At 42.8% G+C, this 23396-nt stretch carries 20 protein-coding genes; 15 read left to right on the top strand and 5 right to left on the bottom strand.

All coding sequences use genetic code 11. From position 1 onward, the window contains the following. Positions 1-19: 19 nt before the first annotated feature. The 12 genes from AC58U0_RS29640 to AC58U0_RS29585 all read left to right on the top strand — a co-directional run bounded on the left by AC58U0_RS29640 (position 20) and on the right by AC58U0_RS29585 (position 15449). Entirely contained in the window at positions 20-763 is a 744-nt protein-coding gene (locus AC58U0_RS29640; RefSeq protein ID WP_497382435.1) for a PIG-L deacetylase family protein, read from the top strand. Between the two features lie 238 nt (positions 764-1001). Continuing rightward, the gene (locus tag AC58U0_RS29635) at positions 1002-1712 is read left to right on the top strand and encodes a ThuA domain-containing protein (protein WP_497382434.1); all 711 of its coding nucleotides are present in this window, start codon (positions 1002-1004) and stop codon (positions 1710-1712) included. Then, positions 1712-2839, top strand: coding sequence for a Gfo/Idh/MocA family protein (locus AC58U0_RS29630; protein WP_497382433.1), 1128 nt, complete (start codon positions 1712-1714; stop codon positions 2837-2839). The genes AC58U0_RS29635 and AC58U0_RS29630 overlap by 1 nt, the downstream gene beginning before the upstream one ends. 154 nt (positions 2840-2993) lie before the next feature. Beyond that, a complete protein-coding gene (locus AC58U0_RS29625; protein ID WP_497382432.1) occupies positions 2994-4055 on the top strand; it encodes a zinc-dependent alcohol dehydrogenase in 1062 nt (353 codons plus the stop codon). A 34-nt stretch (positions 4056-4089) separates the two neighbouring features. Continuing rightward, positions 4090-4947: a helix-turn-helix domain-containing protein gene (locus AC58U0_RS29620; RefSeq protein WP_497382431.1), complete on the top strand. Its 858-nt coding sequence runs from the start codon at positions 4090-4092 to the stop codon at positions 4945-4947. 32 nt (positions 4948-4979) lie between these two features. Next, positions 4980-5783 carry a sugar phosphate isomerase/epimerase family protein gene (locus tag AC58U0_RS29615; protein ID WP_497382430.1) on the top strand — a complete coding sequence of 268 codons (804 nt, stop codon included), beginning with the start codon at positions 4980-4982 and terminating at the stop codon, positions 5781-5783. Between the two features lie 25 nt (positions 5784-5808). Beyond that, complete coding sequence (locus tag AC58U0_RS29610) at positions 5809-7122, top strand: ABC transporter substrate-binding protein (RefSeq protein WP_497382429.1); 1314 nt, start codon at positions 5809-5811, stop codon at positions 7120-7122. Positions 7123-7211: 89 nt separating this feature from the next. Further along, positions 7212-8093, top strand: a complete 882-nt coding sequence (locus AC58U0_RS29605) for a carbohydrate ABC transporter permease (protein WP_497382428.1) — start codon at positions 7212-7214, stop codon at positions 8091-8093. A 17-nt stretch (positions 8094-8110) separates the two neighbouring features. Next, on the top strand, positions 8111-8977 hold the full coding sequence (locus AC58U0_RS29600) for a carbohydrate ABC transporter permease (RefSeq protein ID WP_497382427.1): 867 nt from the start codon (positions 8111-8113) through the stop codon (positions 8975-8977). Positions 8978-9469: 492 nt separating this feature from the next. Further along, entirely contained in the window at positions 9470-12469 is a 3000-nt protein-coding gene (locus tag AC58U0_RS29595) for a carbohydrate binding domain-containing protein (protein ID WP_497382426.1), read from the top strand. 640 nt (positions 12470-13109) lie between these two features. Next, positions 13110-13826, top strand: coding sequence for a WecB/TagA/CpsF family glycosyltransferase (locus AC58U0_RS29590; protein WP_497382425.1), 717 nt, complete (start codon positions 13110-13112; stop codon positions 13824-13826). Between the two features lie 228 nt (positions 13827-14054). Next, the gene (locus AC58U0_RS29585) at positions 14055-15449 is read left to right on the top strand and encodes a WG repeat-containing protein (RefSeq protein ID WP_497382424.1); all 1395 of its coding nucleotides are present in this window, start codon (positions 14055-14057) and stop codon (positions 15447-15449) included. 367 nt (positions 15450-15816) lie between these two features. Here AC58U0_RS29585 and AC58U0_RS29580 read toward each other — a convergent pair whose 3' ends face one another. Further along, positions 15817-17241 carry an aminotransferase-like domain-containing protein gene (locus AC58U0_RS29580; RefSeq protein WP_497382423.1) on the bottom strand — a complete coding sequence of 475 codons (1425 nt, stop codon included), beginning with the start codon at positions 17239-17241 and terminating at the stop codon, positions 15817-15819. 116 nt (positions 17242-17357) lie between these two features. On the opposite strand from AC58U0_RS29580, the gene AC58U0_RS29575 reads away from it, so the two are divergent. After that, positions 17358-18296: a DMT family transporter gene (locus AC58U0_RS29575; RefSeq protein WP_497382422.1), complete on the top strand. Its 939-nt coding sequence runs from the start codon at positions 17358-17360 to the stop codon at positions 18294-18296. A 163-nt stretch (positions 18297-18459) separates the two neighbouring features. Here AC58U0_RS29575 and AC58U0_RS29570 read toward each other — a convergent pair whose 3' ends face one another. After that, positions 18460-19656 carry an MFS transporter gene (locus AC58U0_RS29570; protein WP_497382421.1) on the bottom strand — a complete coding sequence of 399 codons (1197 nt, stop codon included), beginning with the start codon at positions 19654-19656 and terminating at the stop codon, positions 18460-18462. Then, positions 19653-20102 carry a MarR family winged helix-turn-helix transcriptional regulator gene (locus AC58U0_RS29565; RefSeq protein ID WP_497382420.1) on the bottom strand — a complete coding sequence of 150 codons (450 nt, stop codon included), beginning with the start codon at positions 20100-20102 and terminating at the stop codon, positions 19653-19655. Before AC58U0_RS29565 ends, AC58U0_RS29570 begins: the two co-directional genes overlap by 4 nt. Before the next feature lie 820 nt (positions 20103-20922). Between AC58U0_RS29565 and AC58U0_RS29560 the strand changes: the two genes are divergently transcribed. Continuing rightward, entirely contained in the window at positions 20923-21426 is a 504-nt protein-coding gene (locus AC58U0_RS29560; protein ID WP_497382419.1) for a GrpB family protein, read from the top strand. A 109-nt stretch (positions 21427-21535) separates the two neighbouring features. On the opposite strand, the gene AC58U0_RS29555 is transcribed toward AC58U0_RS29560, so the two are convergent. Beyond that, positions 21536-21925, bottom strand: coding sequence for a group I truncated hemoglobin (locus AC58U0_RS29555; protein WP_497382418.1), 390 nt, complete (start codon positions 21923-21925; stop codon positions 21536-21538). Between the two features lie 117 nt (positions 21926-22042). On the opposite strand from AC58U0_RS29555, the gene AC58U0_RS29550 reads away from it, so the two are divergent. Next, positions 22043-22723, top strand: coding sequence for a response regulator (locus tag AC58U0_RS29550; RefSeq protein ID WP_497382416.1), 681 nt, complete (start codon positions 22043-22045; stop codon positions 22721-22723). A gap of 202 nt (positions 22724-22925) precedes the next feature. Here AC58U0_RS29550 and AC58U0_RS29545 read toward each other — a convergent pair whose 3' ends face one another. Continuing rightward, the gene (locus AC58U0_RS29545; RefSeq protein WP_497382415.1) at positions 22926-23324 is read right to left on the bottom strand and encodes a hypothetical protein; all 399 of its coding nucleotides are present in this window, start codon (positions 23322-23324) and stop codon (positions 22926-22928) included. Between the last annotated feature and the right edge of the window lie 72 nt (positions 23325-23396).

The following is a 23396-nucleotide window of genomic DNA, read 5'->3' as shown; positions in this document are numbered from 1 at the left end:
AGTCTAGTGGAGGGATCCTATGAAAAAAAGGCTGTTGTTCGTTTTTGCCCATCCTGATGATGAGTCATTCGCTTGCGCCGGCACCATGGCAAAATATAGGGAAGACGGTCACGACGTCCATTTGATCTGCGCAACCTCTGGTTGCGGAGGGAAGTCTGGCGAGTATTCAGTTACCTGCAAGAAGGAACTCGCCACACTCCGGGAGCAGGAATTGTCACAGGCTTGCGACGTTATAGGCGTAACTAACTTGTATTTGCTTCATTACGCGGATGGCAGTTTGATTAACCAGGATATCAATGAAATAGCCGCAAAAATTGAATCCCATATTGTACAGCTGCTGCCGCAAGTCATCGTAACGTTTCCTCCAAACGGAGTGACTGGACATCGAGATCATATAGCCATATCCCGAGCTACACAACAAGCGGTTCTTCAATCTGAGGAGAAATTGATGCCATCTCAGTATTGCACCTTGTTTTTCGCATCGATTCCTCACTACTATGATTATTGCGCAGATTCAGCACCAACCGGAGCAGTCCCCATAACTGGCAAAGTGAACATAGTGAATCAGCGTGAAACAAAAGGGCGTGCGCTTCACGCTCATCGAAGTCAAATCTATTCCGTTAACCGAGCCTACCCAGGTGTTATGCAAGGAGATTATGGGGTTATCGGACAATATGAGTACTACACAAAGGTGCGGGCTGACGGACTGTTTGAAGACATTCAGGAAAGAACGGAAGGAATTCCAGAGATAGAGCTTTGTTAACGAATGTGCAGATGTTACAAAAAGTGAAGTTAAATAATCGAGACCCTAAACCCGGTGAATAATCCTACATGGATTGTATATCGGTTTTTTTGTGTTACCTGTATAAGTGACAAATCACTATTTATTCGAGGCATATAAAATTTGCGAGCTCTTACGTACAATAAATGTAAGGGCTTTATTCATTTATGTGGATTTGGAAAATGTCCATAATACAGCTCATCTGAAGGAGGATAAATCAGTGAATATCGTGGTTTGGAATGAGTATCGACATGAAAAATCAAATGAAGCTGTGGCTGCCATTTACCCTGAAGGCATTCATACGGTGATTGCACAAGGTTTGCAACAGGAAGGTGTGAATGTAAGAACGGCTACATTAGATGAGGTCGAACATGGGCTTACGGATGAAGTTCTTAGTGAGACGGATGTTTTGATTTGGTGGGGGCATAAAGCGCATGAAGAAGTACGAGATGAGATTGTACAAAAGGTCTATCAACGGGTTCTGGCAGGTATGGGGATGATTGTCCTTCATTCCGGCCATTTTTCGAAAATATTCAAAAAATTAATGGGCACTTCTTGTGATCTGAAATGGCGGCAGGTTGGTGAAAAAGAGCGATTATGGGTAGTTAACCCATGCCATCCGATTGTCGAAGGCATTGGCGAATATATCGAGCTCGAGAAAGAGGAAATGTATGGGGAATTTTTTGACGTCCCAGAACCGGAAAGCACTCTTCTTCTTAGTTGGTTTGCCGGCGGGGAAGTGTTCAGAAGCGGATGTACGTATACGCGCGGGAAAGGGAAGATTTTTTATTTTCGGCCTGGTCACGAAACGTATCCAACCTATCATCATCCACAAATTATGAAGGTCATTGCGAATGCCGCACGGTGGGCTGCTCCAATGGATGGACCTCAACTGCAATTTGGCAAATCGGAACCTTTGGAGAAGCTCTAATGAAGGTCATTACGATCGGGATTATAGGTACAGGTTTTTCAGCAAAAGCCCATATAGAAGCTATTCGGCGTATTCCTTATTTACAAGTGGTAGCAATTGCGGCTAGCAGTTTGGAGAAAGCAGAAGAGTTTGCTAAAGAATATGGGATTCCTAAAGCGTATGGAAATGAAAGTGAACTCATCCAAGACAACGACGTCATGGCCGTTCATAATTGTACGCCGAACTATATGCATTACTCCATTAATCGCGAGGTTTTATTAGAAGGTAAGCATATATTATCTGAAAAACCGTTAGGGATGAGCGGTGAGCAGACAAAAGAGCTGGTACAATTGGCTGAAAATAGTACGGGAGTAAACGGAGTTGCATTCAATTATCGTCATTTTCCGTTAATAGCAGAAATTAAACATCAACTTCGTAAGCAGGCTTACGGAAAAGTAAACCTCGTATTTGGTGGTTTTTTGCAGGATTGGTTGTTAAACAATACAGATTACAATTGGCGACTAGAACCGAAATATAATGGTGCTTCACGTGCTTTAGCAGATATAGGCTCACATTGGTGCGATACGGTCCAATACGTGTTAGGCAGGAAAATGATCAAAGTCTTTGCGGATTTGAAGGTTGTTCATCCTATACGGTTAAAGCCGCATTCGGAAACCCTCTATGAGGAAATTCCCATGGAAACAGAAGACTATGGGAGTGTGCTCGTCCATTTTGAAGGTGGCATTCAAGGTGTATTTACCATTTCTCAAGTGAGTGCTGGTCGCAAGAACAAGCTGTTTTTTGAAATTGCAGCGGATAAAGGGACACTGGCTTGGAATCAAGAACAACCCAATTCCTTATGGATTGGTCGAAGAGATCAAGCGAATCATGAGCTATTCTCAGACCCTCGTTTGCTTACCGAATCGGCAGCAGCGCTTTCCCATTATCCTGGAGGCCATCAAGAAGGTTGGCCGGATGCTTTGAAAAATATGTTGATTGATTTTTATTCCGCTATTCGAAACCGAACGGCGAATGAATCAACCTATGCCAGATCATTTGCCAACTTCGAAGAAGGCGATCAGATCATGAAAGTCATGGACGCTATTCTGGAAAGTCACCATACGGAGCAATGGGTGAAAATTGAATAACCTGTATTAGTGACAAATATCTATTTATTAGAGTCATATATTAAATCTCAATTCCCTTTATAATTAAGATGTAAGCGTATAACAAAATAAAATATTTTTGATAAATGATTTTAATACATCACAAATTCATATAGAATAACTTGGAGGTTTCAAGATGCCAAAACAGCTTGTCGCAACTGCACCACGCAAAGCAGAGTTACTTAACTATGAAGAAACTCCATTAGCACAAGGACAAGTTAGAGTTAAAGTGGACTATGCGTCTCCTAAGCATGGATCTGAATTAGCTGATTTTCGCGGAGAGCGCAACCAAATGGAAGACATATATGATAACGACTGGCAACTCTTTATGCCGCCAAATCCAGACGTGGCTGTAGGGAGTCCTTTTGGTAAATGGAATATTGGCAATCAATGGGTAGGGCGGATTACGGAAATCGGGCCAGAGGTGCAAGGGTATGAGGTTGGCGAACGACTTTGCGGTTATGGCGGCATTCGTGAATCGCATGTGGTAAACACCATCAACCCGAAGCGGTTAATGAAAATGCCAGAAGATATGTGTTGGAAAAATGCCGTCTGCTTTGACCCTGCTCAATTTGCTTTAGGCGGCATTCGAGATGGGCAAGTTAAGATAGGGGATCGAGTTGCTATTTCAGGCCTTGGAGCTATAGGTGCAATTGCTGCACAAATGGCTAAGTTAGCCGGTGCCAGCTACGTTGCCGTCATAGACCCAATCCTGAAGAGAAGAGAAGCTGCTATTCGTGCAGGAGCAGACCAAGCATTTGATCCTTTGACACAGGATGTAGGTCTGGAATTGAAAAAAGCGACCAACAAGTTGGGTGTCGATGTGATCATTGAGACAAGCGCTAACGAACATGCTTTACAAGCCTGCTTACGAGGATTAGCTTATGGGGGAACGATCGCTTTTGTTGGCTGGGCCAGACCCTTTAAAGGCGGGTTAAATTTAGGGATGGAAGCACACTTCAATAATGCGAAAATTGTGTTTTCTCGTGCATGCAGTGAGCCCAATCCGGATTATCCACGTTGGAGCTGGAAACGAATTCAAGAGGTCTGTTGGGGTTTGTTGGCAACTAATCAGGTCAATTGCGAAGAGATTGTTGACCCTGTGATTCCTTTTTCAGAAGTGGCAGATGGATATGAGCAATATGTAGATCGCACACCCGAACAAAGCATTAAATTAGGCGTAACCTTTACGGCGTAATACAGGGATTGAATGAACCAAAAGGGGTGGTAATGTGTCGGACGGTGTCATGGATTTAGATCTCTTATTACAAAATGCGGTGCTTAATATTATACAATTTGATATTCATACCAGACGTGAGATGAAAACCTATAACCGCACCCGACCTTGTTACGTCATGTCCTACCATAAGAAAGGCTTTGCCAAGCTTAGGATCGGAGATGAATTATTTTCAATTGAACCGGGTACAGTCATTCTGATCCCGCCTAATGTCGTACATGATCATTTCAAGGAGAACGCAGATGAATCGATCTTTTTATGGTCACATTTTACGTTTGAAATTGGCGGAGTCATTGATGTGCTTAAGCTTTTTCAAATCCCTTACACATTTAAGTTAAAGGATTCAGAAGAGTTCGAGAAGGTTTTCCTGCAATACAATGAGCTTAAGCAGCAAACCGGATTTTTACCTACAACCATTTTACGCAAAGCGAAAGCCCTTGAGTTAATTTACTTAGTTCTCGAAAGTGCCATTCATATGGATGAGAGCAATGGTTCCAATATTCAATCGCGCAGCTTCATGGAAATATTGGCGAAAATTATTCAACACCCTGAGCAGGATTTCTCCTTGTCTCAATTTGCCAAAGAATTAAATATGCATCCCACTTACATTAGCAATCGATTCAAAGAATTGTACGGTAGATCGCCCATTCAAGTGCAGCGTGAAATGAAAATCCACAATGCCAAAACGTTGTTAAAAACAAGTCAATTATCCATTACCGAAATTGCGCTATCTTTAGGCTTTAATGGGATACCGAATTTCACAAGATTGTTTAAAACCTACGTGGGTACTTCACCATCGCATTATCGTGAACTCAATAAAAAGAAAATTGACGGGTATTTTACAAAGAATTAATTTTTTAAATTGAACATGTAGGAGAGAACAACATGAAATTTGCTATTCAAGATAAGTTAACCGGTTTATCTGATTACAAAGAAGTTTTTCTTATGGCAAAAGAGATTGGCTATGACGGAGTTGAATTAAACCTTTTCCAGCAGCCCTTGAATGATCATTTAACCGGTGAGCTGCAAGCTGCAATCGATTCAACGGGAATTCCGCTCACAGCTATTTGCGGTGGTTATCGGCACTGGATAGGGCACTTCGACGAATCAAAACGCTTAGAAGCTGTATCGGATATTCAGAAATCTTTGAAATACGCAGCACAGTTAGGAGCCCAAGGGATTATTGCGCCAGCAGCTTACGGCATGTTCTCCAAATCATTACCTCATCAAGTATTACCGCGCGAGGAACAAGGAGATCGCATAGCACTAAAAGATTCCTTGAAGCAAATAGCTGAGCATGCTGAGAAGCTGGAAGTGACCCTATTAATTGAACCTTTGAACCGTTATGAAGATCATATGCTGCATACTGTATCGCAAGCTGCCTCGTTGATTAAAGAGGTTGAAAGTCAGCATCTTAAGGTTTTAGGGGACTTTTTTCACATGAATATTGAAGAAGCTGATATTTCACGCACCATTGAAAACGATTACAGCAGCTTGGGTTACTTTCATCTGGCTGACAGCAATCGGCAGCTTCCTGGTAAAGCACATACTGATTTCCGGACACCTTTTCAAACCTTGAAAAGACTTAACTATGAGGGCTATTTATCCATGGAATGCAGAATTGGCGAAAAAAGGAGAGAGCTTTTACAAGAAACTTTACAATTTTTGCGGGGTTGTTTGCAGCAGTAATCCAAAATGACAGGGAGAGATAAAAATGAAAAAGTGGATACGATCAATGGTCCCGATTATGCTTATGAGCAGTTTGATATTGTCAGCTTGTACGACGAATGCCCCTGTAAAACAAGAAAGCAAATCCGCTGGAGATGCGAAAAAGGGTGAAACGGTTACTGTTAATTTTTGGGATAATTATACGGATACAACGCAATCTAAAGCTATGGATACCATTATTGCCAACTTTGAGAAACAAAATGGAAACATCAAGATCAAAAGATCTTCCATGAAAGCTGACGATCAACGTAAATTAATTAAGCCGGCATTATTGAGTAAAGAAGGACCGGATTTGTTTGCTTATGATGCAGGTCCAGGTTATTTGGGCGTTCTGGCTAAAGCTAATTTACTCATGGATTTGACAGCGAAATCAGAAAGCTTAGGATGGAATAAACGCTTCCCAGCCTGGATCCAAGAGCGTAATACGTTCGACAAAAAGATTTATGGCATTGGTACGCAAGTGGAGATGTTAGGTGTTTACTATAACAAAAAGATCTTCAAGGATTTAGGCGTAAACGTGCCAAAAACGTATGATGAATTTCTGGCCATTTGTAAAGCAGCTAAAGATAAAGGCATCGTAGGTATCTCTTTGGATGATAAAGACCAATGGCCTGCGCTCCATATGGAAAGTATATTCTATACAGCGGTTGCAGGAAAAACAGGAATTGAAGCTGTTTTGAATGGTCAAAAAAGCTTCGATCAACCTATTTTTGCTGAATCATTAGATATCTTCAAGAAATTGATTACAGACGGCTATACAACAAAAAGCCCACTGGCGATTTCTTATGAAGACGGCAATAAAGAATTTTTTACAGGTAAAGCTGCGATGCGTATGACGGGTACCTGGATGGTATCCGGTATGGTTGAGAACTTGAAAGAAGATGTTGGTTTCTTCCCGCTTCCATCCATTAAGCCGGAGCAACCGCTCATGGCACCAGGTGGAATTGGCGGCACGTTTGCAGTCTCTTCCGGCACCAAGCATCCTGATGAAACTGTTAAATTCCTGGATTATATGTACTCGACGGATACCGCAAAAACATGGTACGAGGCAAGCATTATTCCTCCAATGTCAATTGATATCAACACGATTAATGCGAATTCTCTCTTTAAAGAAGTCGTTAGTTTATCTGCATCAACGGCTGGTCAATCCTATAGTATTGATGTGTTAATGCCACAGAAGGTTAATGATGTTACGATGAATGATTTGCAGGAATTGATTGCTGGGAAGAAGACTGGCGCAGATGTGGTCAAGAATAAGCAAAAAGCTTTTGAAGAAGAAAAGGCAAAAGGTAACTACTAAGCCTTCATAATGAAAAAGAAAGCATAGAGATAGTGCTTCTAGTACTATCCCTATGCTTATCTAACAGAAGAGACACCGGAGGTGAACATATGAGCATCCTCACCAAAATAAAACCATTTAAGGCATTGTTTTTTATTTTACCAGCATTGCTTTTTTATATCCTATTTCTGATTATACCCATTATTCAGACGGCTCAATATAGTATGTTTGATTGGGATGGTGCTAGCCCAGTCATGAATTTCGTAGGGTTTGATAATTATGTGCGTTTGCTGCATGACCCTATTTTCTGGAAAGCGTTAGGGAATAATTTATTTTGGATTGCCTGTTCGGTGACGATTCCCATATTCATCGGTTTAATTCTGGCTATTTTAGTCCTATCCAAAGGAATTCGGGGAGCTATTATTTTCAGAGTTACTTATTTTATGCCGACGATCATCTCTCTGGTTGCAGTTGGTATCGTTTGGAACTGGATTTATCATCCGAGCTTTGGGTTCATCAATATAACCTTAGAAAAAATGGGCTTAAGCAGTTTGGCATTAGATTGGTTGGGGAATGAGCATACCGTAATGCCTGCACTAGCAACAGCTGGGAACTGGACTTATTATGGATTTTGTATGGTCATCTTTATGGCTGCTATGCAGGGAATTGATAAAAGCTTCTACGAGGTAGCAAAGATAGAAGGGGCATCTATTATACAAACTTTTGTCCGTGTAACAATCCCCTTATTGAAGAGCACAATCACTTTATTGATCTTAAATTCGTTAATTGGCTCGTTTAAAGTGTTTGATATCATTTATATGATGACGAAAGGCGGACCTTATCATTCATCGGAAGTGATTTCTACGTATATGTTTGACAGCGCTTTTCGCTTAAATGAAGTGGGTTATGGAGCAGCAATTTCGATAACGCTGGCTCTTATTATTGCCTCTTGCTCGGTCGTCTATATGCGTTTTGCTGAAAGGAATGATTAGAAATGAGGCGTTTATTGATGAAGGATACAATCAGAATTCAACTGACGGCTCCTAAAAGCTCGTCTTCGTATGTACAGCAAACTTTAACCTATTTGATCTTGCTTGCCTTTCTACTTATATCGGTCATGCCGATCGCTTGGATCCTTCTAGCTGCACTCAAGCCAGTAAGTGAATTAAATACAAACTTGTTTGCATTTCCCAAACATTTAACTCTAGGTAACTTTTCAGAGGCTTGGACCGTAGGGAAAATGGGGAAATATTTGGTTAACAGTGTGATTGTTGCTGTTCCTCGCGTGTTTTTTATTATTGTACTGGCTTCTTTAGCAGGCTTTGGCTTCGGAAAGCTTAAGTTCCCAGGCAGAGATATCTTGTTCTTCTTCTTTCTCTTCGGGATGATGGTGCCAATACAAGCAATGGTCATTCCACTTTATTACACGATGCAGCGTTTGGATTTGATTAATTCCTATTGGGCGCTAATCCTGCCGAGTTTTGGCTTGGCCATGCCGTTTGCGATCTTCATGATGCGAACATTTTTTAAGGATTTACCGGATGAGTTAATGGATGCTTCAAAAATAGATGGTTGTAATCATTTCACATCCTATCTTTATATTATGCTCCCGTTGACAATACCTGCGTTAACCTCATTGCTGGTATTTGAATTTATGTGGTCGTGGAACGATTTCTTACTTCCGCTGCTCTTTGTATATGACGATGCTTATCGCACACTGCCGCTCGGGATGATGTATTTCTTCGGTGAATACACTTCTAATCAGTCACTTATTGCAGCAGGGGTATCCATTGCCATTGTACCCATTATTGTGATCTATATTATTTTCCAAAGGAAATTTATAGAAGGTATTACAGCAGGTTCTGTGAAGGGCTAGCACTCGCCATTTTTATGGATGCAACCCTATTGTCTGGCATTGAACTCGACATGCAGAGTGCGAATCTGAGATAACAATTGGAGAATGCTGATTTGGTCATTACGTGTGAAGGAAGATTAGGTCAGCAAACTCTTTCTGGCAAATGGGTGAAAAGGCTGAAAAATAAAAACTATTTTTTTTGTATAATTATTGACTGTTCAGTAAAGTATATCTTGAAATTTTATACACTTTTTCTTGAAATTGTCCACACTTTCTAGAAATGATGACATATTTTAAACGCACATGTGGGCTTAAAATGAGAGTAGATCATCCAGGATATTAAGTGTTGACATTCGTTGATCCATAACATGTCTAGTCGAATGTTAATGACGGAAGGGAGGTGAACTTGACGAATATAGGCCCCAATGGGTAGGAAAGGAGTTCGTAAACGCAATTCGGAATCGACAGCTTCACGATTGACCGCAGCCAAACTTTGTGTGAGGAGTGGTAATTATGAAAGCAATTACGTTTCGCCCCATGTGGATTCGCCTCGTTTGTATGGTGTTTAGTTGTTTGCTTATCATCAGCTGTTTCCAGAACCTCGATGCTCGCGCATCTGGCATCACGATATCTATCCCCAACTCTTCTTTCGAGGATGCCGGGACCGGCATACCGCAATGGTACACACACCCCACTTACGGCCAAAATACAGCAACCGTCTCGAGTGAGAAAGCTTACACTGGCTTGAACAGTATGAAAATGGTTGACACTAGTAATTCGGCTTCACTTGCTCGGATTAGTGAAAAGGTTAGCATTACGGAGAATGAAGAGTATACCGCTTCTGTTTTTGCTTATATTGAGCAGGGATCGGTTGATGTTTGGCTGATCTTCTATAACGGCACTACGGAAACGATTGTTCCGCACACTGGCGTTACGCCAACACTCAATCAATGGACGAAGAGATCTATTACAGCAAAAGCTCCAACTGGTACGACACAAGTAGCGGTCATGGTTTACAGCTCATTAACGACTGTTACAACAGCCTATATCGACGATGTTTCGATCGGTCAAACCGTTAAAAATGCAGGCTTCGAAGACTCGTTAAGTGGTACCTGGACAGTGTCCTCTGGTGCAGCCGTTTCGACGGTGCAGAAGGCGGGAGGAACCTATAGTCTTAAACTGGACGATTCCAGCCCAACCACTGCTAGCACTGCGGAAAGCTCGAAGGTAACGGTTTATAATGGCACAAGAGTCGGAGCTACGGCCAAAATCTACGCATCCAGCGGCACCGGGCTGAGCATCCACCTTCTTTTCAAGAATGGCGCTGGAATTGTCCTTAAAGATGCTGCAAACGATTTCACGGGCATTGCTTCACAATGGACCCCGGTTTCTGTATCCGCTACCGCCCCTTCAGGCACAGCATCTGTCTCTGTATATCTAACAACGGGGATCACAACGTCGATGGTCGCTTACGTCGATGATGTGACGCTGGACCGCCCGATTGAATACAATCTTGGTACTCAAATTAAGAACAATCCACTGGACGTCGCTGTATTCGGCAAAGACGCAAGCGGTAACACCGATCTGATGTATGTCGGCTCCAGCGGATTTCCGTCCAAGTTGGTGGTTTACGATGCCCGAACGGGTGAGCTGTTGGATGATCGAGATCTCATGGTTGATCCGAATAACACTAGGATAGAAGCAGTTTGGGGAATGACGGTGGCTACGGATAAGTCCGTCTATTTGGGAACGGCTAACAAGAAAACGATGTTTCGGTATCTCCCCGGCACAGTGAGCACGGTTAATGGGCAAAAAGTAATTACTGGCAGCTCGTTAGTGCCAATCACCCTACCAACCGGAATGGACGTTATCTGGGATGTAACGGCGGGAAGCAACGGAAAAGTCTACGGCGGTACTTCCACCAGCGGCAAAGCGTTCCAGTACGATCCGACCGGAGGGACTGTCGTCTTAAACAATGGCCTACCCATCGTCAGTGGCCTTGATTTCGTGAGGTCGATCGCCTATGCGAGCGATACTGAGGTTTATATGGGTATGGGACCGACCTCGAATGCGACAATCATTCGCTTTAATCCGACGAATGGAACTCAAACCACCATTTCCCCGCCAAATTATGGCAGCAAGTTTGTGTATGGACTAGATTATATTTCGAACGGATCGGCGTCAAGGGTGTTCGCCCAGCTAACGGCGGGTCCAACGCTGGTATTGGATAGCACAACGGGTGCGGTTGCCTCTTCCTTAAGCGATATCGACTCACGCGGCGTATCGATGAAACACCCTTCGGATGATAAAGTGTTCTACACGAAAGGGAATAATCTTTACAGCTACGATATTTCAACGGCAGCAGAATTAAATCTGGGCGATGTAGGAGGAAGCGCAGCTGGTTATACTTATTTGACCGATGCAGGCAACACTTATCTGTATGCTGCGCTTAAATCAGGAAAAATTTTGAAATATAAGCTCGCAGCAACGCCTACAATTGATACGACGACATCGTTTGTAATTCCAGAATCTGTGACCAAAATCCGGTCACTGGTCAAGGGGCCAGCCGACAATATTTACACAAGCGGCTATTTGCTTGGAGGGATGGGCGTCTATAATCCGGATACCTCCGAAGAAAAGCGCTATAAAGGCGCAGGCCAAGCGGAAAATATGACGACATTGGGCAACAATCTGTATCTAGGCATATATCCCGGCGCGTGGATCAAAAAATACGATACAACGTCGACATGGAATGATACTACGAATCCTTCGCTCCTGTTCCAGGATATCGACGACGCCCCTTACAAACAGGATCGTCCGTTTGGCATGTTGGCAGAACCCTCAATGAATCGGCTTTATGTCGGTTCAGTAGCGAGTTCCGGGAATAATAAAGGCTCCTTCACCGTCTATGACTTGTCTACTTCCCAACAAGTCACGACCATTAACGATATTGTCTACCATCAAAGTGTTATTTCACTTGCATACAAGAACAATAAAGTTTTTGGCGGCACATCCGTTTACGGGGGAATCAGCAGCACGGTTGATGCGACGGAAGGAAAAGTGTTCGTTTGGAATACAACGGGCGCCAACTCGACACCAGTTCCTCAATTCGTCCCAGCCCCCGGAAGAAAAGTCATCTCAGATCTCATTGTTGGTCCGGATGGGAAAATATGGGGACTTGCGGAAGGGAACTCGTCAGGCAATTCGTCCCACGACACGACCGCAGATTTATTTATTATCGATCCGAATAATCCTGATGCTGCTCATACGACAGTATATCCCGACAAATTCAGCTCAATACCCGTGTCTTGGCAAGGCGGCAAGATGGTTGTCGGCAACGACGGTAACGTCTATGTGAGCATCGGTGCGAAATTGTACGCAGTTGACGCCAATTCTGCCAACAAAGACGCAGTTTCTTTAATCGGGGCAGGTGTGACGCTGCTGACAACGGATAAGTACGGAGATCTTTATTACGTGAAGTACGAAACTAATCTCTACAAGTACGATAAATAAAGGATTCTTCAGTTCTGGTTCATTCGACCATGTCATCGACATGGTCTTTTTTTCATAGGATGCTGGTCGTATTAACTGTCTGATTTTGTCGTCACCGAACAGGATGCTGAGAGTAAGAGGTTGGACATAATGCTAAGCTTACAAAGCTCCTGCATCTCTAGCTGAATAAAACGAAGGGAAGATTGGTCGATAGTTTAATTCTTCCCTGATGCGTGTTGGCGGAAGCGTTACGATTATCCGTTGATGAATACCGCCATCTCCATCAGCTTGCAATGCCAGCAAAACTGGAGGTTGAAGAGGAACTAGAATTGAGTAGCGGGTTGGAGCAAACGGTGAGTGCTCTTGAACCTAATCCAACTTTCATTTTGGGAAGAGGTTGGCATTTATTGTTGTGGAACTGCTGAGCGACTGAAAACGTTACTGGGTCAGAACATTCCAAAAGAATGAGGGATGAAATGAACAATCTTCAATCCGAACACCTACCATTTGCAAAAGTGGGACCGCAAATTCGTAAACCACCTTAGTAGCCGCTAATATTGCGGCTTTTATTTATTTTCTATGAAACAAAGGCTTTATGTTAAAATGTGGATATATGAATCAAAGGTGGATGAGCACTCAAATGGAGAACTGTTCGAATATCATGGGAATTCCAGTTCCTAAAATAACAATGGATGATACAGTTGAATTGATTAGCGAGGTAATAACTGAGAAAAAAACAGAACTATTCCATGTGGTTACGCTCAATCCGGAAATCACCATGTCTTGTCAACACGACCAACAACTGCGTTCCATTATAGACGAGGCGGGTCACCTCACAGCTGACGGTATCGGAATCGTCATGGTATCGCGTTTAAAAGGGAATCCGCTGCCCGAGCGTGTTACCGGTTGTGACCTTCTAGTCAAATTGCTTGAGACTGGAAATCGAAACAATTGGTCTTTTTACCTTCTTGGAGCGGATGAAACGACTAGTAAAAAGGCTGCCGAAAATATCAATAAGACATACCCCAATGTATCGGTTCTGGGAAGACATCACGGTTTTTATGATCAGATGGAAGAGGCGCAAATTATTGAAGAAATAGAAATATTGAGTCCTGATGTCTTAGTTGTTGCTTTAGGAGCTCCAAAAGCTGAACGTTGGATTTATAAGTTTAAGGAAAAGCTCAATGTTAGAGTAGCTATTGGCGTTGGAGGAAGTCTTGATATCATCGCTGGTAAAGTGAAACGAGCACCTGCCATTTGGCAAAAACTCCAGCTGGAATGGCTGTTTCGATTAGTAAATCAACCTTCAAGATGGCGGAGACAATTGATTTTGCCTCGTTTTGCTATTAGAGCGTTGTTTTTTAAAGAAGAAAGCTAAGTATATTGTAGTATTGTACATGGGATAACTTTTTCATAATGGTAAGCGGTAACTTTAATTCAGCGAAGCGAAGGTGCTGCTCAAGTCTGTTTCTTTCAAGCCGACCGAAGACCACTCGCAGGATGTTTACCTTTCGATTTCATACCTCGACTAAAATAAATATCAGCCCATTAGATCGATAAGTCAGATTGTTTCATGACTTCCCAAGATTAGAGGAGAGGGATTATTATGTTGAGAAAATATCGGGTTGCGCTTAGTTTAGTTCTTTCTCTAACAGTCTGCATAACAGGGACGTCCTTGATTCAGGCCAGTGATTCCCCACTTACGATTGAGGTGGACGGAGAGTCCATTACTTTTGTCCAGCAGCCGTTTATTGAAGATGGGACCACGCTTGTACCCTTTCGTCCTCTTTTTGAAAAGATGGGTTGGCAAGTAGATTGGGATCCCCAAACGAGTAAAATTACTGCGGCTGGTGATGGATTAAAGTTTGAAATGAAACCAGGCTTGAATGTAGTTGTTGTAAACGGGGAAGATGTTTTGTTGGATCAAGCACCTACAAACCGCAAAGGAACCGTCTTCGTTCCGCTGCGATTTGTAGGAGAAGCCAGTGGAAGAAAAGTCACCTGGATCGAACAAATTCGAACGGTAACGATCGGCGAGCCTAAACTGTACCCCATTCAGCAAGAAGGGAAATATGGATTAGTCGACAACCATGGTCAAAAAATAATGGATATGCCATATTCGACGCTGTTACCCTTCTCAGAAGGCTTAGCGCAGGTATGGAATGCAGCCCAAGACGGCAATGGCTCGGGGTATATCGATGCCAAAGGTCAATTGGCCATTCCGCTTCAATACTACGAAACGGATCCTTTTTCGGAGGGATTGGCCTACGTCACCATTTTAATCAAGCAAGATGTGAAGAAGCACCAATATATTGACACTACGGGCAAGGTAGTTATGGAACCGGATATTTTATTCGGTAGTCAATTTCACGAGGGGCTGGCCGCTGTCGCTGTTGCTAGTCACAATGATAACGGATACACCTACGGCTACCTGAACGTAAAAGGGGACTTTGCAATCGCTCCACATTATAATTTTGCATACGATTTTTCGGAAGGGCTCGGAAGAGTGAAGATTGGAGATAAATTCGGTTATATCGATAAATCAGGAACATCCGTGATCGATGTGAAATATGACGATGCCCTGGATTTCCATAACGGATTAGCTCCGGTTAAAGTCAGAGAGAAATGGGGGTATATCAACAAAAGCGGAGAGTGGGAGATTCAGCCTCAATATGAAGATGCGCAGCCATTTTCGGAAGGTCTTGCCGCCATTCAAACAGGGAGTAAATGGGGTTTTATTGACTACAAAGGGATTCTAGCGATACAACCTTCTTTTGACAAAGCAAAGTCATTCACAGGCGGACTAGCAGCCGTTCAAGTAGGTGATTGGAAATGGGGGTATTTGAATAAAAAAGGAGAGCTCCAGATAAAACCGGCTTATTACTTGGCAGAGCCTTTCGCAGCCGGAATTGCGAATGTTCGTGTCGGCTGGGAAGGAGAAGGCCCGGATTCAGGATATATTGACGTAAATGGGAACTATATATGGACCCCTAGCAGATAGGCGTTCGAAATAAATCCAAAAATAATTTTAATTAGAAACTTAAGCAATTTGTCCACTTGCTATGATAAATATTCGATCAACAGCTCATGGTTTATTTGGAGTTCTTTCGGCAAGGGATTATTGGTTAAAAGAGAATTGTAATATTTTTCGGGAGTGACTGAGGAAAAAGTGTCCTGCTTTAATACTTCAAATGCTACATCCGTATAACCCCAACGTGTCAAAAGTCTTTTCAAAAATTCGGAATGAGTCATAATATCGGTAGTCCCAAGGTGGAAAATGCCCGTCAGCCCTTGTTCCATCAAACCAACGATGATGAATCCCACCCTCAAGCTTAGTCTTGGGGATGGGATTTTTTGGCGTTTTGGGATTAAAATCGTCGAGCGATATCTGCGAGCAGCCTCACTCCATCCCGTAATTGTCCCTCATTCACGAATGAATAGCTTAAACGGATCCAAGATCGCATCTCTCTAAGAGGATCACAGATGATACCCGGAACAAAAGAGACCGATTGCCGGACGCTTTCTTTCAAAAGCTCTTCTACAGGAAGTGCTTCGGGAAGCTTAAGCCACAAATTGAAGCCTCCTTTTGGACTGACCCAACTCCATCCGGTAGCGGACAATTCTTCCTCCACAATTTCTTTTCTTATTTGAAGGGCGATGCGCAGCTTCTCCAAATGTTGCCTAATCCGTTCTGACTCGAAGTAGTGCAGAAAAATTTTCTGGTTAACCAACGGAGTTCCGTTATCAGCCAACGATTTTGCGGTAATGAGTGGTTTTATAACGGACGGACGGCCGATGACGGCGCAAATGCGCAGTCCTGGTGCCACATATTTACTGAAGCTGCGGAGATATACAACCCAACCATCTGTATCGTAAGAAAAAATAGGCTGAGGAGGCGGCTGGTCAAAATACATCTCGTTAATGGCATCATCTTCTATTAGTAAACAGCGATATCGTTCAGCTAGCTCGACAAGCTGCTTGCGTTGGACTGGAGGAACCGTATACCCTGTGGGATTATGAAAAGTAGGATTCATATAAAATATACGGGGTCGGTGCTGTTTCATTAGCATTTCGACTTTCTCCAAATCATAGCCTTCGGGGGAAATGTCGACAGGAATAAACCTTGCACCCTGTTGGCGGAAAATATCTAGCGCGGCACTATATGTTGGCCTTTCTACCAAGATAAAATCCATCGGTCTGATGTATACCCGAGAAATTAAGTCAATTGCCTGCTGACCTCCAGTCGTTATCAATAGATCGCTTACTGTCAGTTGAATACTGTGATGGCGTTTCATGTACTGGCAAAGGAATTCACGCAGTTCTTCATCCCCTTGTACACTGGAGTAGGTTCCCATTAATTTCGGATAGATGTCGAAAACTTTCTTAACATATTCAGATAGATAAAGATTCGGCAGTAAATTGGGATCGATCAATGATTGGGAAAATTGATAAATAACGGGTACTTGTTGAATTTCAGATAAGGAGTTTTTCAAATGGCCGGAAGAGGTGATAGGGCTTCTATCCGTATACTCGGAAATAACATGTTCCGTGAAGTCAGGACTTACATAATATCCCGATTTCTCCTTTACATAGACCTTATCGTTTTGTTTAAGTAACTGATACGCTCGAAACACTGTTAGCCGGTGTACCCGGAGCTCTTGGGCGAGCAGCCTAATCGAAGGCAGCTTGTCATGTGCTTTTAACTCTCCGCGCTCGATCCTGGTGATGATATAATCGTATGTTTGTCTAAAAAGTAGTTTGGTATCATTCGTCAATGAGTGTATATGTTTCATACCTAGTTCGCTCCTTTATTCACTTATTATATATCAAGCTTTCGCAATCTGTTCTGCTATCTTGCATCTGTTCTATTACCTTCCTTGTATAATACATATCAAGAGGGGGAACATCCATGATTATTTTTAATTATTTGCTCGTATGTCTCATTTTTGGCACAACTTTTTTAGCGATAAAGGTAGGTGTCGACGCTTCAACGCCGCCTTTCTTCTCCGCGGGAATTAGGTTCTTCCTTGCAGGTCTGATATTGTTCTTTTGGATGGTATGGAAGAAAAAGGCCAACTTATCGTTGTTAATTCACAAAGAAATGCTGCTAACAGGAATAGGTTTGACTTTCGGCACATTCTCTACCTTGTACTGGGCTGAGCAATATGTCTCATCCGGCTTCGCTGCCATTTTATCGGCTACGGCTCCAATGATGATGCTTGTGCTGCAAACACTTGTCCTGCGGCAGAAGACAACGGCACGATCTGTATTCGGTTGCATACTAGGATTCGTAGGTATCGTGTTGCTATTGCTTCCACACCTTACAATAACCGCTAATATAAGGTGGATAATCGGATGCGTCGCTATTTTGGTCGGACAGATATTCTATTCCTCTGGTGCCTTATATTCCAAACGGGTTATTCGGAAATTCCCACAAGCATCGCCCATTGCGCTTAACGCGGCTCAGATGATTTATGGAGGCCTGCTGCTTGTTATTCTGTCTTTATTCACGGAACACGTGGACATGAAAATTATGCTGACAACAAAGGCGATCGGATCACTTCTATACTTAATCGTTATCGGCTCGATGGTAGGACATAGTCTTTTCTATTGGCTCGTCGCCAAAACGAATCCTGTCTTTCCGACTACATGGCTCTATATTTCGCCGACAATTGCTCTCACTTTCGGAGTACTATTTTATGGTGAAACGATCACTTGGGTATCGGGAATAGGGGTGATAACAATTATTACTGGAACAGTTTTTGCTAATTTGGACAGCTTGAAACAATTGATCAATAAGAAGAGAATAGACTCAATACCCGTTAGACAGGCTAAAGTTTTAGACTGATAGGAAAGGGCTAAATTAATTTTCTCTGACACAAATAGAAAAAAACCACCATATATGGTGGCGGGCTTTCCTGAAGTATCTGAATAACTAAGCATCTGGCCATCTTTGAAGGCTGGGTGCATTTTTTTATCCATCACAGGAGGCATTTATTAGTTTAAATTATTTATTTAACTGTGGGCTGGGCTTGGCTTGAGGGGAGAAGCTGTTTTCGATGATAAAGCACGTAATACAGAATGGCAGAGCACGCGACAACCATGCCAGCTATGAAGTACATCGTATGGTAATTCGTTCTCGAAGCGACAGCGCCAAGTACATAGGAGCCAATCCCATATCCGGAGTCGAAAAGTAAGAAATACGTGCCTGTCGCAAGACCTCTGCGGTGAGCCGGCGCGGCTTGAATAGCGATCGTCTGGAAGCTGGGCAGCATTGCCCCGAATCCAAGGCCCAGCATACCTCCAGCGACTAAAAATAGGACAGGGGAAGAAGCTATGCTTAGGGTTATCATCCCTAATGTGAAAAGGATAACTCCAGGATATACTAATAAATGAGGACCTGAACGATCAAACCATTTGCCTGTAAAGGGTCTGGATATAACAATCATCAAAGCGAACACCATGAAGAAGTAACTCGCATACGTATCCAACCCGATGGATTTGGCGTATACCGAAAGAAACGTAGTAATAGCTCCATAAGAAAAGGCCAACACACTGCCTGCCAAAGAAATGGGCAAAGCCCGCGGCTCAATGAACTTTCTCCAACCAGTCTCGGATTGTATGCCCACTTTAGTGATAGCTTGAGGAATACGAATGGTCACCCCAAACAAGAAAGCGAGAAGCGCGAACACAATGCACACTCCAAATAGAAGACTATTATTGTGAGTCTGCATAATGGTTAGCCCCAGAAAAGGACCAACAACCATAGCCAAGCTCATGAAAAGGCTGAAATACCCAATTCCTTCACCTTTGCGGCGATCAGGAACAAGCTCGATGGCAACTGCACCTGCAGCCGTTGTCGCCATCCCGAAACCTATGCCATGAAGAAACCGTAAGCCCAGCAAAAAAGTATATTGATGAATGAGTGGATACAATGCCGTACAAATCATAAATAGCGCAAGCGAGAAAAGTATGATCTTCTTCCGGTTCCATTCATCCATCCACTTACCGGTTAAAGGCCTTAAAATGACGGTTGAAATAATAAAGACGGTCATGACCAGACCAATCTGCTGTTGCCCACCATGCAGTGTATCCGTAACGAAGATTGGCAGTGTGACGGCAAGGATGTAAAAAGTCATAAATAAAAAAAAGCTGCTGAAACAGACAGCAACAAAATTACGATTCCACAATTTCTGATTCGTATTCACTGTGAATCCTCCACTTCCTTGATGCATGCATTGGCTTGGTTGGTCAATTGGATGAGCATTCCCCGCAATATTGATGTTTGTTCCTCCGTAAAACCGCTAAGAACCGAGGAGATTACCTTCTGCTCGATCGGTGTCAGAACATCATTCAAAGCCTTGCCTTGCTCCGTGATAAAGGTAAGAAACGATCTTCGATCCGTCTCATTGGCCCGTCGTTCCACAAAGCCTTTGCGCTCCAATTGATCGAGGATTCGAGTGATATTGGTCTGATCCTTTTCAGCTCGGATCGCTAGTAACTTCTGTGTAATGCCATCTTCATCAGCTAAACGATTGAGTACAGCCCATTGCTCTGTAGTCATATCATAGGCTTGAAAATGGTTGTTCAATAACTGTGTCAAACGTCTTCCGGCATGGTTCAAAATAAATCCAAATGAGTTATCCAATCCCAAAATCATACACCTCACGAAATTAGTTGCTATAGCAATTATATTCCTAGCAAATAAATTCGTCAATAAAATGAATCCCAAGATGTATAACATTTTCGAGAACGGACATATTACTTTATGACGGTGATTCAGCGAGGTGTTGTGTCGCATATTATGCAGCTAACTACCAGGGAAGTTGTTATTGAATCTATATAGAAGCGAGGAGATGTGCCGCAGATTCATTAATGTAGTCATGTACTACAAGAATGTGATGAGGTAGAGACCCAGCTAAGTAAGGTTCAAGGCAAAAGTACCATCAATCCTATCACCGTCGAAAAGGACCCTGAAAGGGGTCTTTTTTCTTTGAGCAACAAAACACCCATTGCTTTTTGGGATTAAATAAATATAATGGTTATTAAAGGAATACGAATAAGGCAACGACGAGAAAGAGTAGTTGGACCCCGTTCTTTGGGCAGAGAGCTCCGGTAGCTGAGAAGGAGTAAAGAAACGTCTGACGAACATGGTCTCAGAGCCGTGCATCGAACCCTCTTGGGAGGAAGTAGACCGCACCGGGCGCACCCGTTAACGTGCCAGGATACAATCATCACATTTGGTGACGTACCTGTAGAGACCGGTAGCCGTGAGGGATCGGTTAATTTAGATGGAAACACGTGAGCGACAGCTTTCGTCCTTTTTGAGGATGGGGGCTTTTTTGTTTTCAAAATTTGTTTGTAGACAGGGAGGAATTGGAAATAGGTATTGTTCTAAAGGATTGACGTCAGTCGGATTGAAGAAGAGGTCCTGCGATTAAAAAGCTATTGAAAAGGAAAGAAGGAGGATTTCTATGGGCGCCAGTGTAGTAGTTGTAGAATACGATCCTAGTTGGGTTCAGTTGTTTGAACAGTTACGAGACTTTGTACTTCCGGTTTTAAGCGATCTCGAAGTCAGGATAGAACACATCGGAAGCACATCCGTTCCTGGGTTAGCAGCTAAACCAATTGTTGATATTGACGTGGTGGTTTCTAAGCAAGATGATATCCATAAAGCAATACAAAGGCTCGCCACTCTTGGGTACGTACATGAAGGTGATTTAGGAGCTACAGGGCGAGAGGCTTTTATTCCTCCCGATGGCATAACTTGGCATCACCTTTATGTATGCACTGTTGAAAACGACGAATATAAGCGTCATATCCTTTTTCGAGATTATTTAAGAAGTCATCCAGATGACGCTAAAATGTACGGCGACTTGAAGATGGAACTTGCACTTCGATTCCATAATGATCGTTTGGCATACTCTAATGCCAAAAGTGAATTCGTAAAAGGGATATTGAAACTTGCTGGATGGTAATAACAAGATCTTACGACTAGAAGGAGGACTGAGATGGGTTCGAAAGTCCCTATCCCATTTGGAAAATATTTGCTAAAATTGAACAAGAGAATCGCACTTTGACATATCATTAGCGTTCTTTAGGATCCTTGATCATTTGAGCTCTCAGAGGTAGCAGCAAGGCAAGTACTTGAACTATATCCCTTCCGGTTACTCTTAATTCAATCAGAGAATTGGTCAAATGGCCTAATACATCATCGAAATGCTCAGAAGTAATGTTCAGGTGTTCATGTGATTGCGTCAAGCTTTTGCCTGTGTAGTAATTCGGACCACCGGATGCAAAGGAGAGGAATATCGTTTGATGCTCCATAAGTCTTGTGAAATCAACATGTTGGAAGTAATGTGACACTCTCGAATCATCCTTAATTTTGTCATAGAAAAGTTCAACTGCCGACTGAATACCATTTTTTCCTCCAAGACGGTCATACAATGATAGGTTCGGTTCGTTCCTGTTCTCCATAGCCTACCCCCTTGTTATAATTTCCTTATTTATCCATTGTAAGAAAATCTCCTACCTAAAGGCAAATGAAATTTCATCTCGAATCCAAGGAGTGTATGTTCAGAAAAGGGGAATACCATGCAGCCGATTCAAGTTTTCGTGTGCGACGACGATCCGTTATTTCGTGAACTAATCGTCGATTATTTATCACGTGAGCCCGACCTGTTTATATCCGGATCTGCCGCTTATAAGTACCAACTGTTAAAAGCTATTGAAGAAATACCTATAGATATTTTGCTCCTAGATATCAATTTGACGGGAAATAATTATGATGGACTCGAAGCGGCCATTGAACTACAATCAACAGAACCTAACCTGAAGGTAATCGTACTCTCCTCACTGGATGAGGAAGAAGTTATGACACATGCCATCGCATACGGACGTGTTAGCAATTATATTACTAAGGCACATTACCGAGATATCCCTGATGCCATTCGTGGCGTTGTGGCAGGTAAGGGCAACCTGCATCACTCTTCTGCCGGCAAATTAATGAGACGGGTGGCATCTTCCTATGAAGAGGAGCTAAAAAGAAAATTAACTACGCTCCAAAAAGAGATTTTACGCTATCTTCAACAAGGCAAAAGCAGCAGCGAAATTGCTGAGCTTTTGTTCTACAACGAACAGTCGATCAATAATGAGCTATGCAAGATTACCAAACTAATCAAAGGTAAGTTTCCCTATTTGGAGTGGCTTCGAATCAAAAAACACAACCGCCAACAACTCTTGGAAATGACGATTCAACTGCGGTTGTTGGAATAAAGAAATAAACCGGACGCAGGAAACGTCCGATTTATTTCTTTAAATAAAGCCTGGTGGATCTGGTTGCGGATTGAAGGCAAGTAAGGCAGACGGGGGGGATGTGATTCCCGGGGGATCGGGCTGTGGATTAAATGATGGCGAAAGCATGACCCCTGCAGCAGCAACTAGTAAAGTACACAAAAAAGTTATTTTTTTCATCGGGTTAACCTACAGGCTGAACGATGACTGTATAATAGCCCCATGAGCCGGTACTATTCGTAATTGTCACAGTTACCGTTGTTTTGGCCCCGTCAGAGCTGAACAAGATTTTGGATCCGAAATTTGTAATTTGTGCATGGACGAATTGGCTCAACGGACCCGTGATTTCAATGGATTGCACATCATATTTATAGCTTGCTGGCAAATACTGTTCAACTGGACCAGAAGCGCCTGGGTGCAAATACACCGTCCCCAAGTTATGCAACTGGCGGATCACCGTGGTTTGCGGAGTTGTGGACAAGAACTCATTTGGCGAAGAAGTTTGGGCACTCACAGCCACTGGTAAAGCCAAGATAGCAGAAGCTACAGCACCTAGTAAACCTAATTTGATTGTCTTTCTCATTATAAAACGCCTCCTGTTTTTTCCCTCATGGGGGTTATTTGCTACAAAATCATCATAAGCCATTTTCAAAGA

It is taken from the genome of Paenibacillus sp. J31P190, from assembly GCF_059692075.1.
This window is presented reverse-complemented; position numbering and strand designations above follow the sequence as displayed.

What these genes read in the sequence shown, in the direction of transcription:
- AC58U0_RS29640 (WP_497382435.1), top strand. Translation starts at nt 20, where the DNA reads ATGAAAAAAAGGCTGTTGTTCGTTTTTGCCCATCCTGATGATGAGTCA.
- AC58U0_RS29630 (WP_497382433.1), top strand. Translation starts at nt 1,712, where the DNA reads ATGAAGGTCATTACGATCGGGATTATAGGTACAGGTTTTTCAGCAAAA.
- AC58U0_RS29625 (WP_497382432.1), top strand. Translation starts at nt 2,994, where the DNA reads ATGCCAAAACAGCTTGTCGCAACTGCACCACGCAAAGCAGAGTTACTT.
- AC58U0_RS29615 (WP_497382430.1), top strand. Translation starts at nt 4,980, where the DNA reads ATGAAATTTGCTATTCAAGATAAGTTAACCGGTTTATCTGATTACAAA.
- AC58U0_RS29610 (WP_497382429.1), top strand. Translation starts at nt 5,809, where the DNA reads ATGAAAAAGTGGATACGATCAATGGTCCCGATTATGCTTATGAGCAGT.
- AC58U0_RS29605 (WP_497382428.1), top strand. Translation starts at nt 7,212, where the DNA reads ATGAGCATCCTCACCAAAATAAAACCATTTAAGGCATTGTTTTTTATT.
- AC58U0_RS29600 (WP_497382427.1), top strand. Translation starts at nt 8,111, where the DNA reads ATGAAGGATACAATCAGAATTCAACTGACGGCTCCTAAAAGCTCGTCT.
- AC58U0_RS29595 (WP_497382426.1), top strand. Translation starts at nt 9,470, where the DNA reads ATGAAAGCAATTACGTTTCGCCCCATGTGGATTCGCCTCGTTTGTATG.
- AC58U0_RS29590 (WP_497382425.1), top strand. Translation starts at nt 13,110, where the DNA reads ATGGGAATTCCAGTTCCTAAAATAACAATGGATGATACAGTTGAATTG.
- AC58U0_RS29585 (WP_497382424.1), top strand. Translation starts at nt 14,055, where the DNA reads ATGTTGAGAAAATATCGGGTTGCGCTTAGTTTAGTTCTTTCTCTAACA.
- AC58U0_RS29580 (WP_497382423.1), bottom strand. Translation starts at nt 17,241, where the DNA reads ATGAAACATATACACTCATTGACGAATGATACCAAACTACTTTTTAGA.
- AC58U0_RS29575 (WP_497382422.1), top strand. Translation starts at nt 17,358, where the DNA reads ATGATTATTTTTAATTATTTGCTCGTATGTCTCATTTTTGGCACAACT.
- AC58U0_RS29560 (WP_497382419.1), top strand. Translation starts at nt 20,923, where the DNA reads ATGGGCGCCAGTGTAGTAGTTGTAGAATACGATCCTAGTTGGGTTCAG.
- AC58U0_RS29555 (WP_497382418.1), bottom strand. Translation starts at nt 21,925, where the DNA reads ATGGAGAACAGGAACGAACCGAACCTATCATTGTATGACCGTCTTGGA.
- AC58U0_RS29550 (WP_497382416.1), top strand. Translation starts at nt 22,043, where the DNA reads ATGCAGCCGATTCAAGTTTTCGTGTGCGACGACGATCCGTTATTTCGT.
- AC58U0_RS29545 (WP_497382415.1), bottom strand. Translation starts at nt 23,324, where the DNA reads ATGAGAAAGACAATCAAATTAGGTTTACTAGGTGCTGTAGCTTCTGCT.